The 23,719-nt window shown below is 68.8% G+C and carries 24 protein-coding genes and 1 riboswitch; of the genes, 8 read left to right on the forward strand and 16 right to left on the reverse strand.

Annotation, left to right across the window (positions count from 1 at the left end; all coding sequences use genetic code 11):
- Window positions 1-12: 12 nt before the first annotated feature.
- From gnd to GBA65_RS21150, 4 genes are all read right to left on the reverse strand, one after another.
- A complete protein-coding gene (gene gnd, locus GBA65_RS21135; protein WP_166398215.1) occupies window positions 13-942 on the reverse strand; it encodes a phosphogluconate dehydrogenase (NAD(+)-dependent, decarboxylating) in 930 nt (309 codons plus the stop codon).
- A 74-nt stretch (window positions 943-1,016) separates the two neighbouring features.
- Window positions 1,017-2,141 carry a transaldolase gene (tal, locus tag GBA65_RS21140; protein ID WP_166398216.1) on the reverse strand — a complete coding sequence of 375 codons (1,125 nt, stop codon included), beginning with the start codon at window positions 2,139-2,141 and terminating at the stop codon, window positions 1,017-1,019.
- Between the two features lie 159 nt (window positions 2,142-2,300).
- Window positions 2,301-4,391, reverse strand: coding sequence for a transketolase (gene tkt / locus GBA65_RS21145; protein WP_228281545.1), 2,091 nt, complete (start codon window positions 4,389-4,391; stop codon window positions 2,301-2,303).
- Between the two features lie 177 nt (window positions 4,392-4,568).
- Window positions 4,569-5,591 carry an FUSC family protein gene (locus GBA65_RS21150; protein ID WP_166398217.1) on the reverse strand — a complete coding sequence of 341 codons (1,023 nt, stop codon included), beginning with the start codon at window positions 5,589-5,591 and terminating at the stop codon, window positions 4,569-4,571.
- Window positions 5,592-6,055: 464 nt separating this feature from the next.
- On the opposite strand from GBA65_RS21150, the gene GBA65_RS21155 reads away from it, so the two are divergent.
- Complete coding sequence (locus GBA65_RS21155; RefSeq protein WP_166398218.1) at window positions 6,056-6,247, forward strand: hypothetical protein; 192 nt, start codon at window positions 6,056-6,058, stop codon at window positions 6,245-6,247.
- 21 nt (window positions 6,248-6,268) lie between these two features.
- On the opposite strand, the gene gcvH is transcribed toward GBA65_RS21155, so the two are convergent.
- Genes gcvH through gcvPA form a run of 4 tightly spaced genes read right to left on the reverse strand, consistent with a single transcriptional unit; the run spans window position 6,269 to window position 10,436 of the window.
- Window positions 6,269-6,646 (reverse strand): glycine cleavage system protein GcvH, encoded by a 378-nt coding sequence (gene gcvH, locus GBA65_RS21160; protein ID WP_166398219.1) that lies wholly within the window; start codon window positions 6,644-6,646, stop codon window positions 6,269-6,271.
- Between the two features lie 11 nt (window positions 6,647-6,657).
- The gene (gene gcvT, locus GBA65_RS21165; protein WP_166398220.1) at window positions 6,658-7,740 is read right to left on the reverse strand and encodes a glycine cleavage system aminomethyltransferase GcvT; all 1,083 of its coding nucleotides are present in this window, start codon (window positions 7,738-7,740) and stop codon (window positions 6,658-6,660) included.
- A 2-nt stretch (window positions 7,741-7,742) separates the two neighbouring features.
- Window positions 7,743-9,158, reverse strand: a complete 1,416-nt coding sequence (gene gcvPB / locus GBA65_RS21170) for an aminomethyl-transferring glycine dehydrogenase subunit GcvPB (protein ID WP_166398221.1) — start codon at window positions 9,156-9,158, stop codon at window positions 7,743-7,745.
- A 24-nt stretch (window positions 9,159-9,182) separates the two neighbouring features.
- Window positions 9,183-10,436 (reverse strand): aminomethyl-transferring glycine dehydrogenase subunit GcvPA, encoded by a 1,254-nt coding sequence (gene gcvPA, locus GBA65_RS21175; protein WP_207956010.1) that lies wholly within the window; start codon window positions 10,434-10,436, stop codon window positions 9,183-9,185.
- 128 nt (window positions 10,437-10,564) lie between these two features.
- Window positions 10,565-10,685: riboswitch (glycine riboswitch) on the reverse strand.
- A 155-nt stretch (window positions 10,686-10,840) separates the two neighbouring features.
- On the opposite strand from gcvPA, the gene GBA65_RS21180 reads away from it, so the two are divergent.
- Window positions 10,841-11,650, forward strand: a complete 810-nt coding sequence (locus GBA65_RS21180; RefSeq protein WP_166398222.1) for a class E sortase — start codon at window positions 10,841-10,843, stop codon at window positions 11,648-11,650.
- A 42-nt stretch (window positions 11,651-11,692) separates the two neighbouring features.
- Here GBA65_RS21180 and GBA65_RS21185 read toward each other — a convergent pair whose 3' ends face one another.
- On the reverse strand, window positions 11,693-11,935 hold the full coding sequence (locus GBA65_RS21185) for a response regulator transcription factor (protein ID WP_166398223.1): 243 nt from the start codon (window positions 11,933-11,935) through the stop codon (window positions 11,693-11,695).
- A gap of 179 nt (window positions 11,936-12,114) precedes the next feature.
- On the opposite strand from GBA65_RS21185, the gene GBA65_RS21190 reads away from it, so the two are divergent.
- The 3 genes from GBA65_RS21190 (at window position 12,115) to GBA65_RS21200 (ending at window position 14,393) form a co-directional block, all read left to right on the forward strand.
- Window positions 12,115-12,453 carry a tRNA-binding protein gene (locus GBA65_RS21190; protein WP_166398224.1) on the forward strand — a complete coding sequence of 113 codons (339 nt, stop codon included), beginning with the start codon at window positions 12,115-12,117 and terminating at the stop codon, window positions 12,451-12,453.
- 84 nt (window positions 12,454-12,537) lie between these two features.
- Window positions 12,538-13,611, forward strand: a complete 1,074-nt coding sequence (locus GBA65_RS21195; protein WP_166398225.1) for an EAL domain-containing protein — start codon at window positions 12,538-12,540, stop codon at window positions 13,609-13,611.
- A 68-nt stretch (window positions 13,612-13,679) separates the two neighbouring features.
- On the forward strand, window positions 13,680-14,393 hold the full coding sequence (locus GBA65_RS21200) for an AIM24 family protein (protein ID WP_166398226.1): 714 nt from the start codon (window positions 13,680-13,682) through the stop codon (window positions 14,391-14,393).
- Window positions 14,394-14,478: 85 nt separating this feature from the next.
- Here GBA65_RS21200 and leuS read toward each other — a convergent pair whose 3' ends face one another.
- Both leuS and GBA65_RS21210 read right to left on the reverse strand, forming a co-directional pair.
- Window positions 14,479-16,917 carry a leucine--tRNA ligase gene (gene leuS / locus GBA65_RS21205; protein WP_166398227.1) on the reverse strand — a complete coding sequence of 813 codons (2,439 nt, stop codon included), beginning with the start codon at window positions 16,915-16,917 and terminating at the stop codon, window positions 14,479-14,481.
- A gap of 311 nt (window positions 16,918-17,228) precedes the next feature.
- A complete protein-coding gene (locus tag GBA65_RS21210) occupies window positions 17,229-17,924 on the reverse strand; it encodes a DUF92 domain-containing protein (RefSeq protein ID WP_166398228.1) in 696 nt (231 codons plus the stop codon).
- Between the two features lie 78 nt (window positions 17,925-18,002).
- On the opposite strand from GBA65_RS21210, the gene GBA65_RS21215 reads away from it, so the two are divergent.
- Complete coding sequence (locus tag GBA65_RS21215; protein WP_166398229.1) at window positions 18,003-18,752, forward strand: MBL fold metallo-hydrolase; 750 nt, start codon at window positions 18,003-18,005, stop codon at window positions 18,750-18,752.
- A gap of 5 nt (window positions 18,753-18,757) precedes the next feature.
- On the opposite strand, the gene GBA65_RS21220 is transcribed toward GBA65_RS21215, so the two are convergent.
- Both GBA65_RS21220 and GBA65_RS21225 read right to left on the reverse strand, forming a co-directional pair.
- A complete protein-coding gene (locus GBA65_RS21220; protein WP_166398230.1) occupies window positions 18,758-19,222 on the reverse strand; it encodes a hypothetical protein in 465 nt (154 codons plus the stop codon).
- 32 nt (window positions 19,223-19,254) lie between these two features.
- A complete protein-coding gene (locus GBA65_RS21225) occupies window positions 19,255-19,590 on the reverse strand; it encodes a tetratricopeptide repeat protein (RefSeq protein WP_166398231.1) in 336 nt (111 codons plus the stop codon).
- An 81-nt stretch (window positions 19,591-19,671) separates the two neighbouring features.
- On the opposite strand from GBA65_RS21225, the gene GBA65_RS21230 reads away from it, so the two are divergent.
- Entirely contained in the window at window positions 19,672-20,004 is a 333-nt protein-coding gene (locus GBA65_RS21230; RefSeq protein ID WP_166398232.1) for a PucR family transcriptional regulator, read from the forward strand.
- A complete protein-coding gene (locus tag GBA65_RS21235; protein ID WP_166398233.1) occupies window positions 19,985-20,206 on the forward strand; it encodes a TOBE domain-containing protein in 222 nt (73 codons plus the stop codon). Before GBA65_RS21230 ends, GBA65_RS21235 begins: the two co-directional genes overlap by 20 nt.
- A gap of 48 nt (window positions 20,207-20,254) precedes the next feature.
- Here GBA65_RS21235 and GBA65_RS21240 read toward each other — a convergent pair whose 3' ends face one another.
- The 3 genes from GBA65_RS21240 to GBA65_RS21250 form a co-directional block, all read right to left on the reverse strand.
- On the reverse strand, window positions 20,255-21,019 hold the full coding sequence (locus GBA65_RS21240; protein WP_228281552.1) for an ABC transporter permease: 765 nt from the start codon (window positions 21,017-21,019) through the stop codon (window positions 20,255-20,257).
- A 65-nt stretch (window positions 21,020-21,084) separates the two neighbouring features.
- Window positions 21,085-21,900: a molybdate ABC transporter substrate-binding protein gene (gene modA, locus GBA65_RS21245; protein WP_166398234.1), complete on the reverse strand. Its 816-nt coding sequence runs from the start codon at window positions 21,898-21,900 to the stop codon at window positions 21,085-21,087.
- A gap of 269 nt (window positions 21,901-22,169) precedes the next feature.
- Window positions 22,170-23,516 (reverse strand): lytic transglycosylase domain-containing protein, encoded by a 1,347-nt coding sequence (locus GBA65_RS21250; RefSeq protein WP_207956011.1) that lies wholly within the window; start codon window positions 23,514-23,516, stop codon window positions 22,170-22,172.
- Window positions 23,517-23,719 lie beyond the last annotated feature (203 nt).

Consider the following 23,719-nt stretch of genomic DNA (forward strand, 5'->3'; position numbering starts at 1 on the left):
TCGGGCTCCCCCTTACTTCTGCTCCGGGTACTTCGTCGAAGCTTCCTGGATGGCGTGCCCGCCGAACTGGCCGCGCAGGGCCGCTATGACCTTCATGGCGAAGGAGTCGTCCTGGCGGGAGGCGAACCGCGCGAAGAGCGAGGCCGAGATGACGTGCGCCGGGACGTCCTCGTTTATGGCCTCGAGGATCGTCCAGCGGCCCTCGCCGGAGTCCTCGGCGTAGCCGCGGACGCTGTCGAGGTGGCCGTCCTGCTCGAAGGCGTTCTCGGCGAGCTCCAGAAGCCAGCTTCTCACGACGCTCCCCTGGTTCCAGAGGCTCGAGATCGCCCTGAGGTCGAAGTCGTACTGGCTCTTCTCCAGGATCTCGAACCCCTCGGCGTAGGCCTGCATCATCCCGTACTCGACCCCGTTGTGGACCATCTTGGTGAAGTGGCCGGCCCCGGCCTCGCCGAGGTAGGCGTACCCGTTCGGCGGGGCGAGGGTCTTGAGCGCGGGCTCGACGTGCTCGAACGCGCTCGCGTCCCCGCCGACCATGAGGCAGTAGCCTACCTGGAGCCCCCACACGCCCCCGCTCGTCCCCTGGTCCAGGAAGCGTATGCCCTTCTCCCCGAGCATCTCCGCCCGGCGGACGGAGTCGCGGAAGTACGAGTTGCCGCCGTCGATAAGGATGTCGCCCTCGTCCATCATGTCGGCGAGCTTCAAGAGCGCCTGCTCGGTGACGTCGCCGGCCGGGACCATCACGGTGATGGCGCGTGGCCCGTCGCCGGAGAGCTTCTCGACGAGCTCCTCCATGGAGTAGGCCCCCTCGGCGCCGTCCTTGACGACCTCGTCCACCGGCCCCGGGGAGCGATTGCCCGCGACGACCCGGTGCTCGCCGTTCTTCACCAGGCGCCGGGTCATGTTCGCGCCCATCCTGCCGAGACCATAGAAACCTACGTCCACGCGTTCTCCCTTCGGTAGAAAGCTCGTCGGCCGGTACGCCAGGGACGGCGTGCCGGCCGACGTTCGTTGCCCTTCTAGCTCACCGGTTGGCCGGCGGACTGGCCCTTCACCTGGCGGCTCTTGTTCCCTATGACCTCCAGGAGCTCGTCGAACGAGTCGGCGAACTTCTGGACGCCCTCCTGCTCCAGGACCTCGACCACCGACTCGTAGTCCACGCCGGCCTCGCGGAGCTCGCCGACGAGCTTGCGCGCCTCTTCCAGGCCCTGCTTCAGGGCGTTCGGGTCCACCTCGCCGTGGTCCATGAACGCATCGAGGGTGGAGGAGGGCATGGTGTTGACCGTGTCCGGGCCGACGAGGTTGTCGACGTAGATCGTGTCCTTGTAGTCGGGGTTCTTCGTGGAGGTCGAGGCCCAGAGGGGGCGCTGCTTCGTGGCGCCCTTGGACTCCAGAAACTCCCAGTCGTCGCCGGAGAAGATCTCCTCGAAGGCGGCGTAGGCGAGCTTGGCGTTCGCTATGGCGAGGCGGCCCTTGAGGTCGTCGTGGCCCCCGATCTCGTCGAGGCGCTTGTCGCCCTCGGAGTCGACGCGGCTCACGAAGAAGCTCGCCACGCTCGCCACGCCCGACGGGTCGCCGCCGCCGGCGACGAGGCGCTGGAGGCCCCGCACGTAGGCGTTGGCGACGGCGCGGTAGCGCGAGAGCGAGAAGATCAGGGTGACGTTTATGGAGTTGCCGCCCGCGATCATGTCTTCTATCGCCGCCAGCCCCGGCTCCGTCGCGGGTATCTTCACCATCAGGTTGGGCCGGTCGACCATCGCGTGCAGGCGCTTGGCCTCCTCGTAGGTCGCCGCGGTGTCGTAGGCGATGTCGGGCGAGACCTCCAGCGAGACGAAGCCGTCGAGCCGGTTCGTCCTCTCGAAGACGGGCATCATGAGGTCGCAAGCCTCCCGGATGTCCTGGCTCGCGAGGCCCAGGAAGAGCTCCTTGGGGTCGCTCTCCTCCTCCGCGAGCTCCCTCAACTGCTCGTCGTAGAGCTCGGAGTCGGCGATCGCCTTCTGGAAGATGGTCGGGTTAGAGGTGACGCCCACGACACCGCTCTCGATCATCCCCTCGAGCTCCCCGCCCCTTATGGAGTCTCGGGAGAGGTAGTCGATCCAGACGCTCTGCCCCGCCTCGGACAGCCTCTGCAAACGCTCGTTCATCGGCCTTCCTCCTCAGATCTCGGACGGCTCACGACGCGGTTATACCGATCATCGTGCCAGTCTACACCCGCAACGGGCGCGCGGAGGAAGACGTCGCCAAAGAGGCGGGCGGGCCACCTACGGCCCGCCCGCAATGAACCTCTCGGGATCTCGCCGCCCCTAGGAGTGCCCCTCGGAGGGGTCGGTCCCCTCGACGGCCGGGGTACCCTCGTCCTCGCTAACCCGCTCGCCGCGCCCCAGGAGGGCGAGGACGGCGTTGGCGGCGTTCTCCGGGGTGATGCCGAGCTTCTCCAGCACGGTCTCGCCGGGGGCCGAGGCCCCGAAGCGATCAATCCCGATGCTCGCCCCGCGGAAGCCGACGTAGCGCTCCCAGCCGTTCGGGACGCCCGCCTCGACGGAGACGCGTACCTCGACCGAGGGCGGCAGCACGGAATCTTTGTAGGCCTGATCCTGGGCGTCGTAGATCTCCCACGAGGGCATGCTCACGACCCTCGCGTTTACCCCCTGCCCGGTGAGGAGCTCCCTCGCCTCCAGAGCGACCGCGACCTCCGAGCCCGAGGCCACGAGGATGGCGTCGGGCTCGTCGGCCCCGCCGAGGGCCTCGGCGAGGACGTAGGCGCCGCGCAGGGCGCCCTCGGCCGGCGCGAACTTCGAGCGGTCGACGACGGGGACGTTCTGGCGCGTGAGGAGCAGGGCGACCGGGCCGTCGGCCTCGAGCGTCGAGCGCCAGGCCATCGAGGTCTCGTTCGCGTCGGCCGGACGGATCACGGTGAGGTTGGGGATCGCGCGCAGCGCCATGAAGTGCTCGACGGGCTGGTGGGTCGGGCCGTCCTCCCCCAAGGCTACGGAGTCGTGCGTGAAGACCCAGGCGGCAGGGATGCCCATGAGCGCCGAGAGGCGCACCGCCGGGCGCATGTAGTCCGAGAAGATGAGGAACGTCGAGCCGTACGGCCTGACCATGCCGCCGTGCACGGCCATGCCGTTGACGGCCGAACCCATCCCGTGCTCGCGCACCCCGAAGGCGATGTTGCGCCCCGGGTGGTCCGGGGAGAACATCCCGCCGCCCTCGAACGCGGTGCTCGTGGAGGCGACGAGGTCGGCGGCCCCCCCGATCATGGTCGGTGCGTAGCCCTTGAAGGCGTTCATCACCGCCGCCCCGGCCTTGCGCGTCGCGAGCTTCTCCGTCTCCGAGGCGTCCCACACGGGGAGCGCCTCCTGATAACCGGGGAGGGGCTTGCCCTTCCAGGCGTAATCCCACTCCTCGGCGAGCTCGGGGAACTCCGACTGCCAGGTCCTGAAACGCGCGTTCCACTCGCCCTCGAGATCGCGGCCCCTGCTCTTCTGATCCATGTGCTCGTAGACCTCGTCCGGGACGGCGAAGTGCTCGTCCGGGTCGAGGCCCATCGCCTCCTTGGCGGCCCGGACCTCGTCCTCGCCCAGGGCCGCGCCGTGGGCCGCGGAGGTGTCTATGGCGTTCGGCGCCGGGTAGGCGATGTGGGAGCGGACGATGACGAGCGACGGGCGCTCTTCCTCGTCGCGAGCTTCCCGGATGGCCTCCTCGAGGGCCTCCAGGTCCTCGACGTCGTCGACGTGCTGGACGTGCCAGCCCAGGGCGTCGAAGCGCTTGGCCTTGTCCTCGCGGTCGAAGGAGAGGGCGGTCGTGCCGTCGATGGTGATGCGGTTGTCGTCGTAGACGTAGACGAGCTTGCCGAGGGCGTTCTGCCCGGCGATGGAGGCGGCCTCGTTCGCGACGCCCTCCATGAGGTCGCCGTCGGAGCAGATGCAGTAGACGTGATGGTTCATGACCTCGTGGCCGATGCGGTTGTAACGCCCGGCGAGGAAGCGCTCCGCCATCGCCATCCCGACCCCGGTGGCGAAGCCCTGCCCCAGGGGCCCGGTCGTCGTCTCCACGCCGGGCGTCAGAAAGTGCTCGGGGTGGCCCGGCGTCCTCGACTCCCACTGCCTGAAGTTTTTGAGGTCGTCCAGGGTCAGGTCGTAGCCCGTGAGGTGGAGGAGGGCGTACTGGAGCATCGAGGCGTGGCCCGCCGAGAGGATGAAGCGGTCGCGGTCGGGCCACTGCGGGTTCTCGGGGTTGTGGCGGAGAAACCTGGTGAAGATCGTGTACGCGAGCGGGGCGAGCGCCATCGGGGTACCCGGATGGCCGGAGTTCGCCTTCTGTACCGCGTCCATCGCCAGGGCCCTGATGGTATTTACGGAGAGCGACGCTGCGTTTCTGGTTTCGAGATCCAAGGTCTCACCCTTCTGGTTGCCTCCCTGAGGCCACGTCTCGCGCGACCCGACGGACGCACTTTAATACCCTGGATATTACGCGGCCACACGGGTACCGCGACGGGTCGTGCTGCGGTACCCGTGTGGAGAAGCTCGGCAAGGGGAGCCCGACGCCGGGGGCTCCCCCGCCGGCCGTGCTCAGGCGCCTCTCCCGGCGGCGCCGTCGAGCGCGCTCGTGGCCGTTTCGGAGTCCATCCCGGAGGCCTGGAGCAGGTCGACGGCGGTGGAGCGCACCTGGCCGACGAGCATGTTCGTCTCGAGATCGTTGCGCTCCCCGAGCGCGGTCCTGGCCTTGCCCGCGGCCTCCAGCGCGAAGTAGCCGGTCCCCGTGGCGCGCGAAGGCTCCTCGAGCTGCGCGGCCAACGCCTCCGCCGAACGCGCGAGGTCTCTTACCGCCTCGGTGAGGTCCTCGGGGACGGGGTCGCCGCCCCGGACCGCCGAGACCGCGGACCGGGCGAGGACCCGGGTGTTGCGGACGGCTAGGTCGATCCCGTCGGCGGCGGCGGCGTAGAAGCCCAGGTAGCCCAGCGCCTTTCGCGCCTTGGGGGAGAGCCGCGCGTCCTCGTACCCGGCAGCCAGTATGTCCTTGAGCCCGTCCACCTCCTCGTCGAGGCCGCGGGCCACACGCAGGGCGTGCTCGGCCTTCTCGCGGTCCCCGTCGCCGAGGGCGTCGGCCGTCTCCTCCAGCGCGAGGGAGAGGCCCCAGAGGACGGGACGCGCCGCTTTCTCGACCATCCGCTTGGTATCGACCGGGGAGCCGAGATGCACGACGAGCGCCACGCAGCAGCCGACGAGCGCGTCGAGGAAGCGGTCGGGCGTCGGACCCGCGGTCGAGGGGTCCAGCGTGATCACCAGGATCGCCGACACCCCGGCCTCGGTCACGAAGCCCGCCCCGCCCCCTATAAACAGCGCGACCGCCATCGCGAGGCCGACCACGACCGCGATCTGAACCGGCCCCGTACCTATAAGCATCATCAAAAGGTCCGCGATCGCGAGCCCGAGCGCGACCCCGAAGATCCACTCGAACGCCCTGCGGCCCTCCCGCCCGATCGTCCCCCCGAGCGCGATAACCGCCGCTATGGGCGCGACGAACGGGGTCTCGTGACCGAGTATCAGAGCCGCCAGGTACCACGCGGCGCTCGCCGCCACCGCCGTCTGCACGACGGCCCACCAGTTGCCCCGGATCCTACGCGTCCCCGCAGCGGACCGACGCCGGATCCCCGAGATCGACCCGGAGAGCCACCTCCAGAGCCGACCGAGACCCGCGCCGTGGAGGGCGCGATGCCCCCTACCAGACATTGCAATACCTACGTTACCGAACATCACACCTCCCTTGAGGATCTGCTGACGACCCGTCCCGAACGCTCTGCGTGCGGAACGCACCTAATGAAACTAACACGTTACAGAAGGCGTACAAGGGCTCCGGTCAAAGTGTTACTAAACTGTTACTTGAAAGCTGCGAACGGTTTACGCGGTGGCTATCTTCGAGGGGTTTCGCAGGGCCTCTTCCCTGCTTCTACCCGTCCCTGTTCGCGTGGGCGTAGCCGGACCCCGGCCCCGGTCGGTGCGGCTCTGTGGGGGGCGCGTCGTTAAAGCGTCGCGCGCCCCTGGCCGATAACGTGGGCATGATCGATGACTTGTTGAATCAGGGGTTGCCGGTAGCGGTGATGGCCGCGTTGATAGTGTCGCTGTGGATCGCGGGCATCTGGACGCTCGTAAAGGACGAGCGCGGGCCGGCCGTGATGTTCACGCGGCTCCTGATCGTGGGGTTCGTCGTCTTTCTCGCGTGGCGGTTCGCCGTCCCGTTGTTCCGCTAGGTCCCTTCGGAGGGGCCTCCCCTAATCCGTATCCTCCAGGAGCTTGTCGTAGTCCTCGGCGGAGAGCAGGTCCCCCTCGCCTGAGACGCGGAGCTTGAGGATCCAACCATCGCCGTAGGGGTCTTCGTTGATCTTCTCGGGGCTGTCGCCGAGGGCGTCGTTGACCTCGACGACCTCGCCGGCGAGCGGTGCGTAGAGGTCCGAGACGGCCTTTACGGACTCGACGGCCCCGAAGGCCTCGCCAGCGTCGAGGGTGCGCCCCGTCTCCGGCAGCTCCACGAAGACCACGTCGCCGAGCTCGTCCTGGGCGTGCTCGGTGATGCCGACCGTGGCGGTCTCGCCCTCGATGCGGACCCACTCGTGGGTCTTGGTGTACTGCAGCTCTCCAGGAACGCTCAACGGCTTCTCCCCTACCTCTCTCGCTTGTAGAACGGCAGCCCCACGGCGCGGGCCGCCACGGCCTTGCCTCGGATCACGACCTCGAACGAATCTTCCACGTCCGGCTCCACGAGCGCAAGCCCTATGGCCCGGTTGAGGGTGGGCGACTGCGTCCCGCTCGTCACCTCGCCCACGGTCCTGCCGCCCGCCGCCACCTCGTGGCCGTGGCGCGCGATGCCCCGCCCCTCGACCTCGAAGCCCACGAGCTTCTTCCTCATGCCCTCGTCCCTCTCCCGGCGCAGGGCCTCCTGCCCGACGAACTCCACGGGCTTGTCCAGGTGCACGGCGAAGCCGATCCCGGCCTCCAGCGGCGTCGTCTCCCTGTCGAGCTCGTTCCCGTAGAGGCACATGCCGGCCTCGAGGCGCAGGGTGTCGCGCGCCCCCAGGCCCACCGGCGTCGCCCCGGCCTCCACGAGCCTCCTCCAGACCTCCGCGGCGGCGTCGGGCCGTGCGTAGAGCTCGAAGCCGTCCTCGCCGGTGTAGCCGGTCCGGGAGATCACCGCGTAAGAGCCCACCACCTCCCCGACCTCGTAGCGGTAGTACTTGATCGCGGAGAGGTCCGTCTGCGTGAACCTTTGCAGGATGGCCGCGGCCTCGGGCCCCTGGAGCGCGAGGAGGGCCCAGTCGTCGGACTCGTCCGCCACCTCGACGTCGAGGTCCTGCGTATGCTCCCTGAAGTGGGCGAGGTCCCCCTCGCGGTTCGCGGCGTTGACCACGACGAGGAAGTCGTCCGGCGTCCGGTACACGAGAACGTCGTCGACCGTCCCGCCGTCGGGCAGACACACGGCGGCGTAACCCGCCTGGCCGACGGCGAGGCGGGAGACGTCCCGGGTGACGAGACGCTGCACCGCTTCCTCCGCCTGCGGGCCCCTGAAGACCACCTCGCCCATGTGCGAGACGTCGAAGAGGCCGGCGCGGGTCCTGACCGCCTCGTGCTCGGCCTTGATCCCCTCGTACTGCACCGGCATCTCCCAGCCCGCGAACGGGACGAGCCGGGCGCCGAGGGCCTTGTGCTCCTCGAAGAGCGGGGTGCGGCGGAGGGTCTCTTCCGCCATCCCTACCACCGGGCCTTCAGCTTGCGGGCGGCGCGCGCCTCGTCGAGGCGGCGGGTCGGAGCGTTGACCGGGGCCTCCTCCAGCTCCTCGGGCGCCCTCTCCGCGAGCTCCAGCATCGCCCCTATAAAGTCGTCGAGGGTCTCCTTGGACTCCGTCTCCGTCGGCTCTATGAGCATCGCCTCCTTGACGACGAGCGGAAAGTAGACCGTCGGCGGGTGGAAGCCGTGATCGATGAGCCCCTTCGCCACGTCGAGGGCCTTCTTGCCCTTCGGGGGCTGGACGATGCACTCGTGCTTGCAGAGGCCCGTGTAGGGGACCCGGTAAGTCCCCTTCAGGCGCGCCCGGACGTAGTTGGCGTTGAGGACCGCCATGTCCGTCACGTCCTTGAGCTCCGGGCCGTGCATCTTGATGTAGTTCCAGGCCTTCAGGAAGACGCCGAAGTTGCCGTGGAAGCCCGCGACCCGTCCGATGGTCTTCTCGGGGCGGGCGAGGCGGTACCCGTCGGCGGCAGCCTCCGCCACGGGGTCCGGACGGAACGGCGCGAGGGCGTCCGAGCAGGCGATGGCGCCGGAGCCGGGGCCGCCGCCGCCGTGCGGGGTCGAGAAGGTCTTGTGGAGATTGAAGTGCATTATGTCGACGCCCGCGTCACCGGGACGCATCCGGCCCATGATCGCGTTCACGTTCGCGCCGTCCATGTACAGGAACGCCCCGGCCTCGTGCAGGATGTCCGCGATCTCGGCGATGTTCTTCTCGTAGACGCCTAGGGTGTTGGGGTTGGTGATCATGAGCGCCGCGGTCGACCCGTCTACCTTCTGGCGCAGCTCCTCGACGTCCACGCAGCCGTCTTCGTCCAGCCCGATCTCCTCGGCCCCGAACCCGACCATCGTCGCGGTCGCCGGGTTGGTCCCGTGTGCCGTGGACGGCACGAGGACGGTCGTCCGCCCCGTGTCCCCCGCGTCCTCAAAGTACTTGCGGACCATCAGGATGCTCGTGAGCTCGCCCTGGGCGCCGGCCATCGGCTGCAACGAGACCGCCGGCAGCCCCGAGACCTTAGAAAGGAAGCCCTGCATCTCGTGCATGACCCTGAGGGCGCCCTGGATCTGCCCCTCGGGCTGGAGCGGGTGAAGCCCCGCGAAGCCGGGGACCGCGGCGGCGGCCTCGTTGGCGCGAGGGTTGTGCTTCATCGTGCAGGAGCCCAGAGGGTAGAAGTTCGTGTCGATGCCCCAGTTCTGGCGCGAGAGGTTGGTGTAGTGGCGGATCACGGTCGGCTCGTCCACCTCCGGCAGCCCCGGCTTCTCCTCGCGGAGCGCGCCCTTCGGCAGGACCTCCTCGAGCTCCACCCTCTCCACGTCGAACTTCGGCAGCGTGAATCCCCGCCGGCCCTCGCGGCCCTTGTCCCGGATCAAACTACCCAGCATTCTTCAGCACCTCCACGAAACGATTCAGCTCTTCCCTGGTCCTCTTCTCCGTGACCGCGACGAGCATCGCCCCGTCGCCGAGGTCGAGGCCCCGATGATGCCGTTCTCCAAGAGCGCCGCGTTCGCCCTCCCCACGTCCGGCACCTCGACGGCGAACTCCCACAGAAACGGCGCCTCCGGGTACCGCAGCGGGAAACCGGCCGCCCCCAACCTGTCGGCGAGGTAGTGGGCCTTGGAGAGGGAGAGCTCCGCCACCTCCCGCAACCCCTCCGGCCCCATGAGAGCGGCGTAGACCGTCGCGGCGAGCGCGGTGAGGGCCTGGTTGGTGCAGATGTTCGAGTTGGCGCGGGCGCGGCGGATGTCCTGCTCGCGCGCCCGGAGCGTCAGCACGTAGGCGAGCTTGCCGTCCTTGTCCACCGTCTCCCCGCAGATGCGCCCCGGAAGCTGGCGCACGAACTCAGGTCTAGTCGCCATGTAGCCCGCGTACGGCCCGCCGAAGAGGAGCGGCATGCCGAGGGGCTGGGCCTCCCCCACCGCGACGTCCGCCCCGAGCTTGCCGGGGGCCTCGAGGACTGCGAGCGAGATCGGGTCACAAACCGCGACCGCGAGCGCCCCCGCCGCGTGCGCGGCCTCCGACGCCCCCCGCACGTCCTCGACGGCGCCGAAGTAGTTCGGGCTCTGCACGAAGACGCCGGAGACGTCCCCGGGGACGTCGGAGAAGCTCGTTGCTCCCCCTTCGAACGGGAGCTCCACAGTCTCGACGCCGTAGGTCTCTATCACCTCGCGGTAGCGGGGGTTCAGGCCCTTCGAGACGGCCACCTTTGGGTCGCGCCCACTCTGGCGGGCGGTCATGAGGGCCGCTTCGGCGACGGCGTTCGCGCCGTCGTAGACCGAGGCGTTGGAGATCTCCAGGCCGGTGAGCTCCGAGATCACGGACTGGAACTCGAAGATGGATTGCAGGACGCCCTGGCTGATCTCCGGCTGGTAGGGCGTATAGGAGGTCAGAAACTCCCCGCGGGAGGTGATCGCCCCGACGGCGGACGGCGTGATCCTGTCGTACGCCCCCGCCCCCAGGAAGATCGGCAGCCCGGCGACGTTCTCTCTCGCCAGCCCGTGGACGTCGGCGAGCGCCTCGTACTCGGAGAGGGCGGGCGGGAGGTCGAGCTCCCCCTCGAACTTCGGCGAGACGTCGGCGAAGAGGTCGTCCACCGTCCCCGCCCCGATGGCCTCCAGCATCTCCCGGACGTCGTCTTCGGTGTGCGGTGTGAATCGCGCCACGCGGTACTACCCCCTTGGTTTTCGGGTGAGCGTCTCGTTTTTCCCGCCCTGTCCCAAACCTGAGAGTGTTACCCCGTCGGCGCCGTCCCGCAGCCCTTCGGCCGGCAGGACGAACTTTCCAGGACGCCCTCCGGCTCGCGGTCCTTTTGCCTGAGAGATTCGGCCGCGGCATGCCTCTGCCACGAACCTTTCACCTTCGGCGGTCGCGCGATGTTCCCCTTCCCCGCGACTCTCTCCCGCGGCCCTCGTCGGGCTCGGCCCAGGTTAGCACAGCGGCGTCGCGCTCGCCTCGTTGCGCACGATCTGCCCGTCTCACGAGCCGAAATTTTCGGATAGCTCTGCAAAACCATCACAAAAGCTCCATTTTCTGCGCATGATTTTGTACACTCGTCCCTATGTCGCTTATGGACACGAAACAGCGCAAGACCCGCCCGAGCCAGATGCGCAAGTTCAGGCAGCGCAGGCGGACGGGTGGCTTCATCTTCGCGGGCCTTCTCGTCCTGATCCTCGGGGCGCTTGCCTTCTCCGGGATCACCTCCGCCCTGAGCGGGGGCTCCGAGACGGTAGAGCGCGTCCAGGAGCCGGCCGTCGAAGAGGCGCCGCGGGCGGTCTCCGAGGAGCCGGCGGAGGAGGCCAGGGCCGAGGAAGAGGCCGCGAGGCAGCGCGCCGCCGAGGAAGAGGAGGCACGCCGGGCCGCCGAAGAGCGGAGGGCTGAGGAGGAGCGGGCCGCCGCCGAGGCCGCCAGGACCCCCGACGATCCGACCATGTACCTCACCGTCCCCAAGCTCGGCGTCTACAGCCACACCGTGAGGAACGACTCCTCCGAGGAGGCTCTGGGGCAGGGCGCGATCAAGGTCCCCGGGACGGGCTTCCCGTGGGAGGACGAGTCGACGAACACGTACATCGCCGGCCACCGCATCGGCTGGCCGGGCACCGAGAGCGACTACCAGTTCTACAACCTCCCCCTCATGCAGCAGGGCGATGAGGTCCTCCTCGAGGACTCGGAGGGCAGGGTCTACAAGTACCAGGTTACAGAGATCTTCGCCGTCTCGCCGTCGGACAGCCAGGTTATGGAGGCGATCCCCGGCCGGGACGTCGTCTCCCTCCAGACCTGCACCGAGACCCCGAACGACTGGTGGACTATTGGCCCGAGCCTCTACGGGGGCGGCCCCGAGTCCGGGCGTCTCGTCGTGCGCGCCGACCGCGTCGCTTAAGGGATTCCCGGGGCAACACGCCTCCCGGCCCTCCCCCAACGCTCAAACGTTGCCCAGGTAGGGGCGCTTGACGAGCTCCCCGCGGCACCGCCTCCCCGCCTTGAAGAAGGCGTTGGAGAGGTGGTCCCGGACGGTGTACTCCGAGATGCGGAGGGAGGCCGAGATCTGCTTCGTGGAGGCGCCACGGAACACAGGGTCGCTGACCTCGCGCTCGCGGGGGCTCAGGCCGTAGACCGCCGCTTCGATCCGGCCGATCTCCCCCGGCCCGGCTGGATCGCGACGCACGTCTTCTCCGGGCCGCCGCTCCCCCGCTGGGCTCCGCCTGCGGGGCCGGCCATCGCGGCTCTCCGGTAACGGCTCGCCCTCCTTCTCTCGTACAACTCTCCGGCCGCTCGGTTCTCCCGGGCGAAGGCTTTGTAGACTACTCCGGTCTCTGCCGGGCTAATTTCTAGATGGAGGGTGGGATGTCGCATATCTCCTGGGAGGACTTCGAGAAGGTCGACGTGAGGGTCGGGGAGATTCTGGAGGCCGAGCCCTTTCCGGAGGCGCGCAAGCCCGCCGTGAAGCTCCTCGTGGGCTTCGGGCCCGAGATCGGCGAGAAGAGGACGAGCGCCCAGCTTACGGCGCACTACGACCCGGAGGGGCTCGTCGGGCGCCGGGTGGTGGCGGTGGTGAACTTCCCGCCGAAGCGGATCGCGGGCTTCAAGAGCGAGGTCCTGGTCCTCGGCGTCCCCGACGAGAACGGCGAGGTGGTCCTGCTCGCCCCGGACCGCGGCGTCCCACTCGGCGGCCGGATGTTCTGACGTCCCGTAGGGGACCACGCCGCTAAAGTAATCCGCCCCCCTCTCCGATAACAGGGTTAAGAACCCGAAGACGGAGACTGGTCGATGAGCAAGTGCAGCCGTTGCGAGAACTTACCGGCGGAGCCGCCGGAGGAGGGCGTACTCTACGTGGCCCCGCCGCTGTCCCACACGCGTGGGACGTTGCGGCGTCTACTGTGGGGCTCGGGGCTCCCGTTCGGCGATCCCCTCGAGGACGTGCTGGCGGTCGAGCTCTGCCCGAGCGGGCTATCCAGCTTGAGCGACACCCTGCTGGACGGCATGACCGAGGCCGAGCTCAGGGACTGCCGGGCCATCCTCGTCGAGAAGGGCGCTCGCGTGGATCTCGGTGCGCTCTCCCGCATGCAGGACCTCTTCACCCTCCTGAACTGCGCCCGTGAGGCATGGCTCAAGAAGATCATGCGCGAGGAGAAGCTGGCCGTCCATTTCCAGCCCATCGTCGCCGTCGCCGACCCGGGCGAGGTCTTCGCCTACGAGTGCCTGCTGCGCGGCATCGACGAGGGCGGCGCCCTCGTGGGGCCGGGGTCGATGTTCGGGGCGGCGCGCGCCGCCGGGCTCCTCTACAACCTCGACCGGGCGGCCCGCGTGAGGGCCATCGAGGAGGCCGCCCGGCAGGGCATCCGGCAGAACGTCTTCGTCAACTTCAACGCCACCTCGGTCTACGACCCCGCGTACTGCCTGAGGAGCACGATGGAGGCCGTCGAGGGCTCCGGTATCCCGCCCGGCCGCATCGTCTTCGAGGTGACGGACGGCGAGCAGATCAGGGACACCGTCCACCTCGCGAACATCGTCGACTACTACCGCGAGGGCGGGTTCGGGGTCGCCCTCGACGACCTGGGCTCCGGCTACGGCTCGCTGGACCTCCTCGCGGAGCTGAGCCCCGACTTCGTCAAGCTGGACATGGGGCTGGTGAGCCGGGACGGGGGGGCGCCCTACAAGGCCTCCATCGCCCGCAAGCTCATCGAGCTCGCGCACGAGCTGGGCGTGATCGTGATCGCCGAGGGGGTCGAGAGCCCGGAGCAGTACCGCTGGATCTCCGCGCACGGCGTCGACTACGCCCAGGGCCACTTCTTCGCCCGGCCCGCCTCCCCACCGCCGGCGCCGAATCGGGTGGGCCCCTAGCAACTTCTGGACCGGCCCCGCGTACGGGGGTAGTATCGTTCTACGTATCCGAAACGGGAGGCAGACAGATGAGCGAGACCAACCTCGAACAGTTCCGGGAGGTAACGCCGGCGGGCAGGTTCACCCTGCAGAACTCCTCGCTCCTCAAGGTGCGTCTGGAGGGCGACACCGTCCAGGCCAAGCTCGGATCTATGGTCGCCTACCAGGGCGGGGTCCGCTTCGAGCAGAAGAGCGGCGGGCTGGGGCGCTTCTTCAAGAAGGCCATGACGGGCGAGGGCGTCCAGCTTATGACCTGCACCGGCACCGGCGACCTCTTCCTCGCCCAGGATGCGCGCAAGATCATGGTCATAGACCTCAACGACGAGCGCATGACGGTAAACGGCGACTCCATCCTCGCCTTCGAGGGCAACGTCGACTGGGACATCCGTCGCGTCGAGGGCGCGGGGCGCCTCGCCGGGGGCCTCTTCAACGTCGTCCTCGAGGGGACCGGCAAGGTCGCGGTCACGAGCCACGGGGAGCCCGTCCTCCTCGACACCTCGAACCCCACCTTCGCCGACCCGGACTCCGCCATCGCCTGGAGCGGGAACGTCCGCACCAGCGTCCGGAGCGACGTCTCGTTCAAGACCTTCCTCGGGCGCGGCAGCGGCGAGACCTTCCAGATAGCCTTCGAGGGCCCCGGCTGGGTCCTCATACAGCCCTCCGAAGGCCCGACCGTCCCCGAGCACTCCCACGGCGGCGGGGGCGGCGGGGGCGGTATGGGCTCCCTCTTCGGCGACGACTAGCGCCCGATCTTAGATCCGGCAACCCGAAGGGGTCGGGGCCTGACGTCTAGGCCCCCGACCCCTTCTCTCCGACCGCGCCCCGACGCTAGCCGACCACGAAGTTCACGAGCCTCCCCGGCACGTAGATGCTCTTGCGGATCTCGCGCCCCTCGACGTGGGAGCGGACCTTCTCGCTCTTCATCGCGAGCTCCTTGGCGTCCTCGGCCGAGATGTCCACCGGGGCGTCTATGCGGTCGCGGAGCTTCCCGTTGACCTGGACGACGAGCGTGATCTCCTCGGCCCGCACGAGCCCCTCGTCGTAGCCGGGCCACTCCTGCACGTGGACGCTGTAGGGCAGCCCCATGAGCGCCCACATCTCCTCGGCGTGATGGGGCGCGAGCGGCGCGAGGAGGAGGACGAAGGCGCGAAGGGCATCCCGCCACTCCTCCTCGCCGGCTTCCTTCTTGACGGCGAGCAGGTAGTTCGTGTGCTCCATCAGGGAGGCGAGCGCGGTGTTGAACCTGAACGCCTCCAGGTCCTCGGTCACCTTCTTCACGAGCCGGGCAGTCCGGCGCGGAAGCTCCTTCGGGTCGGCCTCGCCCCCGGAGGCGTCGCCGCCCGCGACGAGCGAGTGGGCGCGCCTCAGGAAGCGGGCGATCCCCTCGATGCCGCGGCTATCCCAGGGGCCGCCCTGGTCCCACGGGCCGATAAACATCAGGAAGCAGCGCAGGGCGTCCGAGCCGTAGCGGTCGACGAACTCCTGCGGGTTGACGACGTTGCCCCTCGACTTGCTCATCTTCTCGGCGTCCTCGCCGAGGATGATCCCCTGGTTGAAGAGCCTCGTCATCGGCTCGTCGAAGCTCACGAGCCCGAGGTCGCGCATGACCTTGGTGAAGAAGCGCGTGTAGAGCAGGTGCATGACGGCGTGCTCGATGCCGCCGGTGTACTGGTCCACGGGCAGCCACTTCTCCCCCTCCTCGGGGTCGAACGGCCCCTCGTCGTAGTGGGGCGAGAGGTAGCGGTACTGGTACCACGACGAGTCCATGAACGTGTCCATCGTGTCCGTCTCGCGCGTCGCCGGGCCGCCACACACGGGGCACTCCGTGTTGTAGAACTCCGGGTCGAGCTTCAGGGGCGACTCGCCCGTCGGCATAAACTCCGCGTCCTCGGGGAGCCGGACCGGGAGGTCCTCTTCGGGGACGGGGACGGCGCCGTGCTCGGGGCAGTAGATCACCGGTATGGGGGTGCCCCAGTAGCGCTGGCGCGAGATGAGCCAGTCGCGCAGCCGGTACGTCACCGCGGCCCTCCCGACGCCCTTCGCCTCCAGGTCGTCCGTGACCGCCTTCTTGCCCTCCGTGTTCGGCATCCCGTCGAAGCCGTCCGAGTTGACCATCAGGCCCTCGCCTGGGTAGGCCTCGGCGAGCGGCTCGCCGTCCCAGTCCGGCGGGGCGATCACGGTCCTGATCTCGATGCCGTACTTCTTCGCGAACTCGAAGTCGCGCTCGTCGTGGGCGGGGACCGCCATGATCGCGCCGGTCCCGTACCCGAGGAGGACGTAGTCCGCGGCGTAGACCGGGATGGCCTCGCCGTTCGCCGGGTTGGTCGCGTACGCCCCCGTGAAGACGCCGGTCTTCTCGCGCGTCACGTCGGTCCTGTCGATCTCCGTCATCCGGCCCGCGCTCTCGACGTAGGCCCGGACGTCGGCCTCCCTCTCGAGCGTCGTGATCTTTTCGACCGCCGGATGCTCGGGGGCGACCACGAAGAACGTCGCGCCGAAGAGCGTGTCGGGCCTGGTCGTGAAGACCTCTATCGGTCCGTAGCCGGGCACGTCGAAGGCGATCTCGGCGCCCTCGGAGCGGCCGATCCAGTTGGTCTGGAGCGTCTTGACCCGCTCGGGCCACTCGACCCCGGAGAAGTCGAGGAGCTCCTCGGCGTAGTCCGTGATCTTGAAGAGCCACTGCGCGAGGTTCTTTTTTACGACGGGCGTCCCGCACCGCTCGCACCGGCGGTCCGGCCCGACCACCTGCTCCCGGGCGAGCGTCGTGTTGTCCTTGGGGCACCAGTCCACCGGCGCCTCTTTCCTGTACGCGAGCCCCTTCTCCATGAACTTGAGGAAGAACCACTGGTTCCAGCGGTAGTACTCCGGGTCGCAGGTGACGACCTCGGTGTCGAGGTCGAACATGGCCCCCATCTGCTTGAGCTGGCCGCGCATGTTCTCTATGTTGGAGTACGTCCACTTCCTGGGGTGGATGCCGCGACGGATCGCCGCGTTCTCGGCCGGCAGCCCGAAGGCGTCGAAGCCTATCGGGAAGAGGACCCGGTAGCCGCGCATCCGCATGAAGCGCGCCCGAGAATCGGACGGCGTCATCGCGTACCAGTGCCCGACGTGCAGGTCGCCGCTCGGGTAGGGCAGCATCGTGAGCGCGTAATGCTTCGGCTTCGACGGGTCCTCGTCGGTCTTGTAGAGGGCGGACTCGGCCCACCTCTCCTGCCAACGGTGCTCCACGGCCGTCGGGTCGTAGGTCTTGCTGGTAGTCTCGCTCACGGGAGGCTCCTTCTGCGGTGCTATCTGGCGGTTCGGGAGGCGGAGAGGACGCGGGAGGCTATAGTCGACGGCCGGTGGTCGAGGCCTGTGAGACTTCCGCGCGCATACGCCCAATATAACATCGGCGCCCCCGTTCAGAAACGCGGCGGGACCAAGCCCGCCGAGCCGTAACGTGAGCGTCCTCAGCAGGCGGCTTCCGCCGCTGCCGGCCCCCGCACCCGTCGCGTCCCCGCCGTCGGGAACGCCGCCGCTATGGCGAGCGTTGGGAGGAGGTAAACGCGCACCATACCCGCCTCGTACTCGACCGTGGGTCAGGAGAGGAGGAGCGTCAGGAGCGCGGCGACGAGGGTGCACAGGACGTTCGTGATCTCGTTGCCGAGGCGCGGCGCTAGTGCCCCCACGAGGCTGTCCGCCACGGTCCCCAGAAAGGAGGCGCAGGCCACCAGGAGCGTGGCACCCGGCCCGTCCACGAGACCGAGCGCGAGACCGAGGAGGGCGGTGAGCCCGGCCGCGACGACGCCCGCGAGCGTCCCCGGCAACGAGACAGCCCCGTCCGTCCCCGGCGGGACCTTTCGGAGGGTGGTGATGAGACGGGGGGTTCGCCGGGCGAGCCCGCCGACCTCGGACTCGGACGTGTCGGCGAAGGCCGCGCCGAGGGAGGCCACGAAGGCGGCGGCGAGGGTCTCGTCCCCTGTCAGGGCGGCGAGGAGGGCGCACGCGACGGCGACGCCGCAGTTGGCGGCGGCGTTTCTGGCGCCCCGGCGCCCGCCCCGCGCCTCGGCGGCGCCGCTCTCTTCTTTGCGGCCGTAGCCGGCGCGGGTGAGGGCGGAGCCCCCGACGACGAAGAACGCGAGGACGGCGAAGCCTGCGGGGCCGAGGGAGGCGTAGATCGCGGTCCCCACCAAGAGCCCGCCGAGGGCTCCGCCCCTGCTCACCATCCCGAGGCCATAGGCGAGCCCGGCGAAGAGCCCGGTCACCACCAGAGCGGCGGCGAGGCTACCTTCCAAGATCCCGGCCCTTCACGTCGCGCATAGCCGGGTATGGTACCAACCGTCGTGATGTACCCGTAGCGAGAGGAGACCGAAGTGGAGATAAGGCTGGTCCGGCACGCCACGCTGATCGTCCGTCTGGACGGCAAGGCCCTGCTGGTCGACCCGATGCTGAGCCCGCCCGGGGCGATGCCGCCGATCCAGAACACCCCCAACGACCGCCGGAACCCACTCGTCGGGCTCCCGGAGCTCGACCTCTCCCCCGTCGACGCCGTGCTTGTCACCCACACCCACGCCGACCACTTCGACGAGGCCGCCGCGGGCGAGCTTCGCAAGGACCTTCCGGTGCTCTGCCAGCCCGAGGACGAGGAGAAGATCTCCTCCCACGGCTTCGCGAACGTCCTCCCCGTGAAGGGCTCCCTAGATTGGGAGGGCATCGAGGTCCATCGGACCGGCGGGAGGCACGGGACGGGCGAGATCGGGGCGCTCATGGCCCCCGTATCCGGGTTCGTGCTCCGCGCCCCAGGGGAGCCCACGCTGTACGTCGCGGGGGACACGGTCTGGTGCCCCGAGGTCGAGGACGCGCTCGCGGAGCACGCGCCCGACGTGGTCGTCGTGAACGCCGGCGCCGCCCGGTTCAACGAGGGAGATCCCATAACCATGACCGCCGGTGATGTGGCCGAGGTCGCCCGGCACGCCGGCGGGGCGACCGTCGTCGCCGTGCACATGGAGGCCATAAACCACTGCCTCCTCGGCCGCGACGAGCTCCGCTCGAGCCTCGCGGAAGCGGAGGTCTCCGGGAGGAGGGTCCTCATCCCCGCGGACGGGGAGCAGACGGCGTTCTAGGCCGTCTACGCCGTCCCCTGCAGGCGCTCCAGGAGCCTCCTGGCGTAGGACTCGCACTCCTTCGGCGAGGGGTGCAGCAGGGCCGGCTCCACCGAACCGGCCCTCACGTCCCGCTCCGTGAGCCTCCCGACCCCCTGGTAGAGGAGGGAGCCCGCCAGGGGGCTCGGCCGGTCGGGGACGGCAACCACCACGCCGTAGAGGTGGGGTACGGCGCTGTCCCCGACCGGGGAGATCTGGTCCACCGCGTCCGGCCTGTCCTGCCCGACGACGAAGACGTTGAAGCGCGGGCCTCCGGGGCCCTCCCGCACCCGCTCCTCCCTCAAGCTCTCCCAGCGGGCGGTGGTCTTCGTGTACCCGGCTCCGAGCGCGGCGAGGGAGAGCCCGGTCCATATGGACCCGGCGACCACGCGCGCAAGGGGACTCTCGTAGTCCACGAAGATCCCCACCGTAGGTCCCGCCGTGCGTTCCAAAACGTGCTCGATCCTAGCAGACGGGGACCGGCCTACGCCCCTCCCCCACGCCGCTTCTCCAGCCGGCGCACGAACACGTCGATCTCCTTGACGGTCTGGAGGTCCCCGTTCCCCTGCGCCACCTCGCGCCCCTTCGCGAACACCCTCGTCGCCTCGTCGTCCTCCCCGAGCTCGAAGAGCGCCCGGCCGAGCGTGCGGTAGGCGACCGAGTAGTCGGGCTTGTTCTCCACGGCCCGGCCGAGGTACTCCCTGGCCTCGGCGTGGTTCCCCTCCTTGAAGAGCTCGGTGCCCAGGGAGTAGAGGACCATCGGGTTCTCCGGGTCCCTGTCGAGCAGTCTGCGGAACATCTCGGCCCTCGAAACACCCATCCTCTCCCCCTTCGGCTAGAAGCGAACCAGTCTGCGCAGGCTTTTTAGCACGGAGGGCGGCCGTTTGTTAGAACACGAAGGATGGATCCCGACCTCCTGCTCACGCGTCTCTCGCGCTCGAAGGACCTCGCGCCGTTCCGAGCCCTCGTCGAGCCGCTCTTCAGGTACGACCGCGAGCGGGGGAGCGACCTCGTGCGAACCCTGCGGGTCTACTTCGCCTGCGGCGCGAACGCCAGCGAGGCCGCCGACAAGCTCTTTCTTCACCGCAACAGCCTGCTCTACCGCCTCTCGCGCATCGAGAGACTCACCGGCAAGGGCTTGAAAAACCCGGAGGTAGGCCTGATCCTGCAACTCGGACTGCTGGCCGCTGAAGGCGAAGAAAGGAGAAACACGGATGCAGATAAGCACGCGTAACCGACTCCCCGGCAGGGTCACCGAGGTCGTTAAAGGAGAGGCCGCCGCCCGGGTGAGCATACAGGTGGGGGACAACAACATGGTCGCCCTCATCACCCGCGAGAGCGCCGACGAGCTCAGCCTCGAGCCGGGCAAGGAGGTAACCGCCCTCGTCAAGGCGACGGACGTGATGCTCCTGACGAACGACGGGGACGTGGCTTAACGCCACCGGCTCGGCGGGACGGGCGCCGTACGCCGCTCGTCCTGCCCCCTATCCCTCCAACTCCTCCGCCCTGCGGGTCAGCACCCTGGCGGTGAGGATCACGACGAACGAGAAGCCCAAGACCAGCACGGCCAGGGCCACTGCCGCGTCGAAATCCCTCTCCAGCGCGGCGAAGATCGCCAGCGGCATCGTCTGCGTCGTACCCACGAAGTTGCCGGCGAAGATGATCGTGCCGCCGAACTCCCCGAGGGCCCGCGCCCAGGCCGTCACGGCCCCGGCCACGAGCGCGGGGGCCGCGAGCGGCAGCGTGATCCTGCGGAACACCGTGACCCGATCCGCGCCGTCCACCATCGCGGCGTCCTCCACGTCCCGGTCCACCCTGCCGAAGCGCACCGCCGCCTGCCGGACGTAGAAGTGCGACGCCACGAAGAGCTCGGCGATCACCACGGCCGCCGTCGTGTAGGTCAGCTGGATCCCGAACAAGCTCAGTTGCTCTCCCAGCAGCCCCATCTTCCCGAATGCGAGCAGGAGCGCGATACCGGCGGCGCTGGGCGGGAGCACCGCCGGTATGTCTATCAGCGTGTTCACGAGCCGCTTTCCCGGGAACTCGGCCCGGGCGAGCAGGTAGGCCGCCGGGGTACCGACGACGAGCACGATCCCCATCGTCACGGCCGTGGTCTTGATGCTGAGGTACAGCGCCTCCAGGGCGACGGGCGAGGCCATCGCCCTCCAGGAGCCCTCGTCCACCGTCCAGACGACGAGGCTTATGAGCGGCAGGCTTATAAACCCCGCGAGCAGCGCGAGCGCCGCCACCGCGAAGCCTGAAGCCAGCGAGTCGCCGAACCTGCGGCTCGGGCGCCCCCTTTTCTCTTTTCCCTTCAGCTCTCGTCCGCCCGCTCGAACCCGTGCTCCTCGAGCACGTCTTGCCCCTCGTCGCCGAGGACGAGGTCCACCCACGCCTGCGCCAGCTCGGGGCTCTCGGAGGCCCGCACGGCGGCTATGGGGTAGGTCGCCACGACGTTCACTTCCTCCGGGATCTCTATGACCTCCACCCTGTCCCGTATGTCCTCCGTGACGTCGCTGGCGTACACGAAGGTGGCATCGGCCTCGCCGAGAGCGACACGGTTCGCCGCCGCCCGAACGTTCGCCTCCCGCGACACGATCTTGGCCGTGACGGCCTCCTCGAAGCCGTCCCCGTACTCCGCGTCCGCGTTCGCCAGCACCTCCGTCGCGTAGTCGGCGATCGGAACCCCCTCCTCGGCCAGCACGAGCTGCGCGTCGGCCTCCGCGAGGTCCTCGAACCCCCCGATACCGGCCGGGTTGTCGGCCGGCACTATCACCACGGGGCGGTTCCTGGCGAAGACGGACGCCTCGCCCACGAGGTCTTCTTCTACCGCGGTGTCCATGTTCTTCTCCGACGCCGAGGCGAAGACGTCGGCCGGCGCGCCCTGCTGGACCTGGGCGAGCAGTTCCGAGCTCGCGGCGAAGCTCGTCCTTACCTCGGTGCCGGGGTTCTGCTCCCGAAAGGTACCCGCCAGTTCCTCGAAGGCGTCCGTCAGCGAAGATGCCGCGAGGACGGTGATCTGCCCGCCCTCCGGCGGCTCTCCCCCCTGCGCATCTCCGGCCGCGCCCCCGCAGCCCGCACCCAAGACCACGCCGAACAGCACGACGGCTACCGAAGCAACGCGCAGCAAAGATGAATACAACCTCTTCCCACCTTTCTAACTTCCGATCATCAGCGGCATCCTATGCTAGGTAAGCCCTCCCTCCGATTCTTCGGGCAACCTGCCCAAACATCCGCGGGCCACTTGGTCGGAGAGGCTCGGTCGCGACGGCGATCCGAGTAGCAGCCGGCAAGCCAAGGAGGCCTACCCTACTCGGTAGGACCGCCACCCCGAAACGGAAGAAAGATGGCGCCGCATCGTGGCGTGGCGTCGTCCTCAAAAACGCCTCGTTACGGGACCTAGTCCTGGTACTGCTCCATCGTCGTGCCACCGCCGGAGACCGTGTCCTCCGGTACGGGTGCCGTCGTTTCCTCCGTAGGGAGGGCTTCGTCGTCGGGCTGAATCTCTGCGTCGGGCGGGGGCGTCCTCTCGTCGGGAGGGCGCTCCTCCTGGACGACGTCGTCGACGTCGGGGCGATCGGCCGGCTCAGGCGCGGGCCGGGTACGGGAGGGCGCCTCTTCGGCCGGCGCGGTCACGGGCTCCAGGTACGGACCCACGCTGTCGTCGCCGTGGATGCGCCGGTAGCTCTCGGCGATCGCCAGCACCTCTTCGACGTACCAGCCGGCCCGGTTGTAGGTGAAGAGCGCCGCGTACCAGTCGTCGGGGGCGCCGCCGGCCTTCAGGTACGCCGCCGCGGCCGGGATGGCGTCCTGCGGGTCCAGGATGTTGGTCTCTCCGTCCCCGTTGCCGTCCACGCCGTAGGAGCTCCAGGTCGACGGAAGGAACTGCATCGGCCCCATCGCGCCGGCGCTGGAAGGTCCCATGTTCTCGCCGTGGTTCGACTCGATCTTCCCGACCGCGGCCAGCACGTACCAGTCCCCTCCGAACCCGTACCGCTCGGCCGATTCCCTGTAGAGCCGCACGTACTCCTCGTAAGGGATCGGCTCCACGGGCTGCGCCTGGATCTCCTCCCGTGCGATCTCGAGCTCCCGCTCCCTGGCCTGTTCCCTCGCTTCTTCCTCGTCCGCGTCCGGCTTGTCGTCCCGCTCCTCCTGCGGCTCGACCCTGTCACCCCCACCGGTCGCCGGCGGCCTCTTCAGCAGGCCGGCCTCCTCCTCGGCCTCGAGCTCGGCGAGGCGCTCCTCCAACCGATCCCTCTCCAAACCTAACCCCTCCACCGAGGCCCGCAGCTCCGATTCGCGCCCCTTTAACTCCTCGACGAGCGCCTGGCTCTCCTCGCCGAACTCCCTGTACTCCGCCTTGCTCTGCTCCAGCTGCCGGAGGGTGGTTTCGAGGTTCTGCTCGTTGGCTTTATAGCCTTGTATGCTTCTACTGCTCTCGGTTAGGAGGCGCGTAGCTTGCAGGGTGGCGGCGGTGCTGCCTCGGGCATCGCCCCCTCCGAAGAGACCCTCCAGCAACAACAAGAGCCCCTCCAGATCCCCACCCTTGTAAGCGGCCCGTACCCTGTCTTCGAGACGGGCACGCGAGCAGGCCGAGGCCTCCTTCTGCTCCTCGAGCGTGGCTTCCAGGTTTCGAGCCCGCCTGCCGAGATCCTTCTGGCGAGCCTTCGCCCCCTCTACCTGTTCCTGGGACTTCTCCAGATCTTCGCCGACATTCGCGAGCCCACCCACTGTGCGATCCAGCATGTTCTCCTGGCGCCGCAACTCCGACCTCAACTCCAAGGCTCCGGGTTTCTCCCCGTCTCCCTTCGCCTCGTCACCCTCCGCCCACGCAACCCCGGCAAAGAGAACCGTCAGACCCACGACGCTCGAAAGCAGGACCGCTCTCACACCCCTAAAAGACATCCAATTCCCCCCTGCAACAAGCAAACCGCACCGTGCACGGCCTC

The sequence above is a fragment of the Rubrobacter marinus genome (assembly GCF_011492965.1).
GTDB lineage: Bacteria > Actinomycetota > Rubrobacteria > Rubrobacterales > Rubrobacteraceae > Rubrobacter_F > Rubrobacter_F marinus.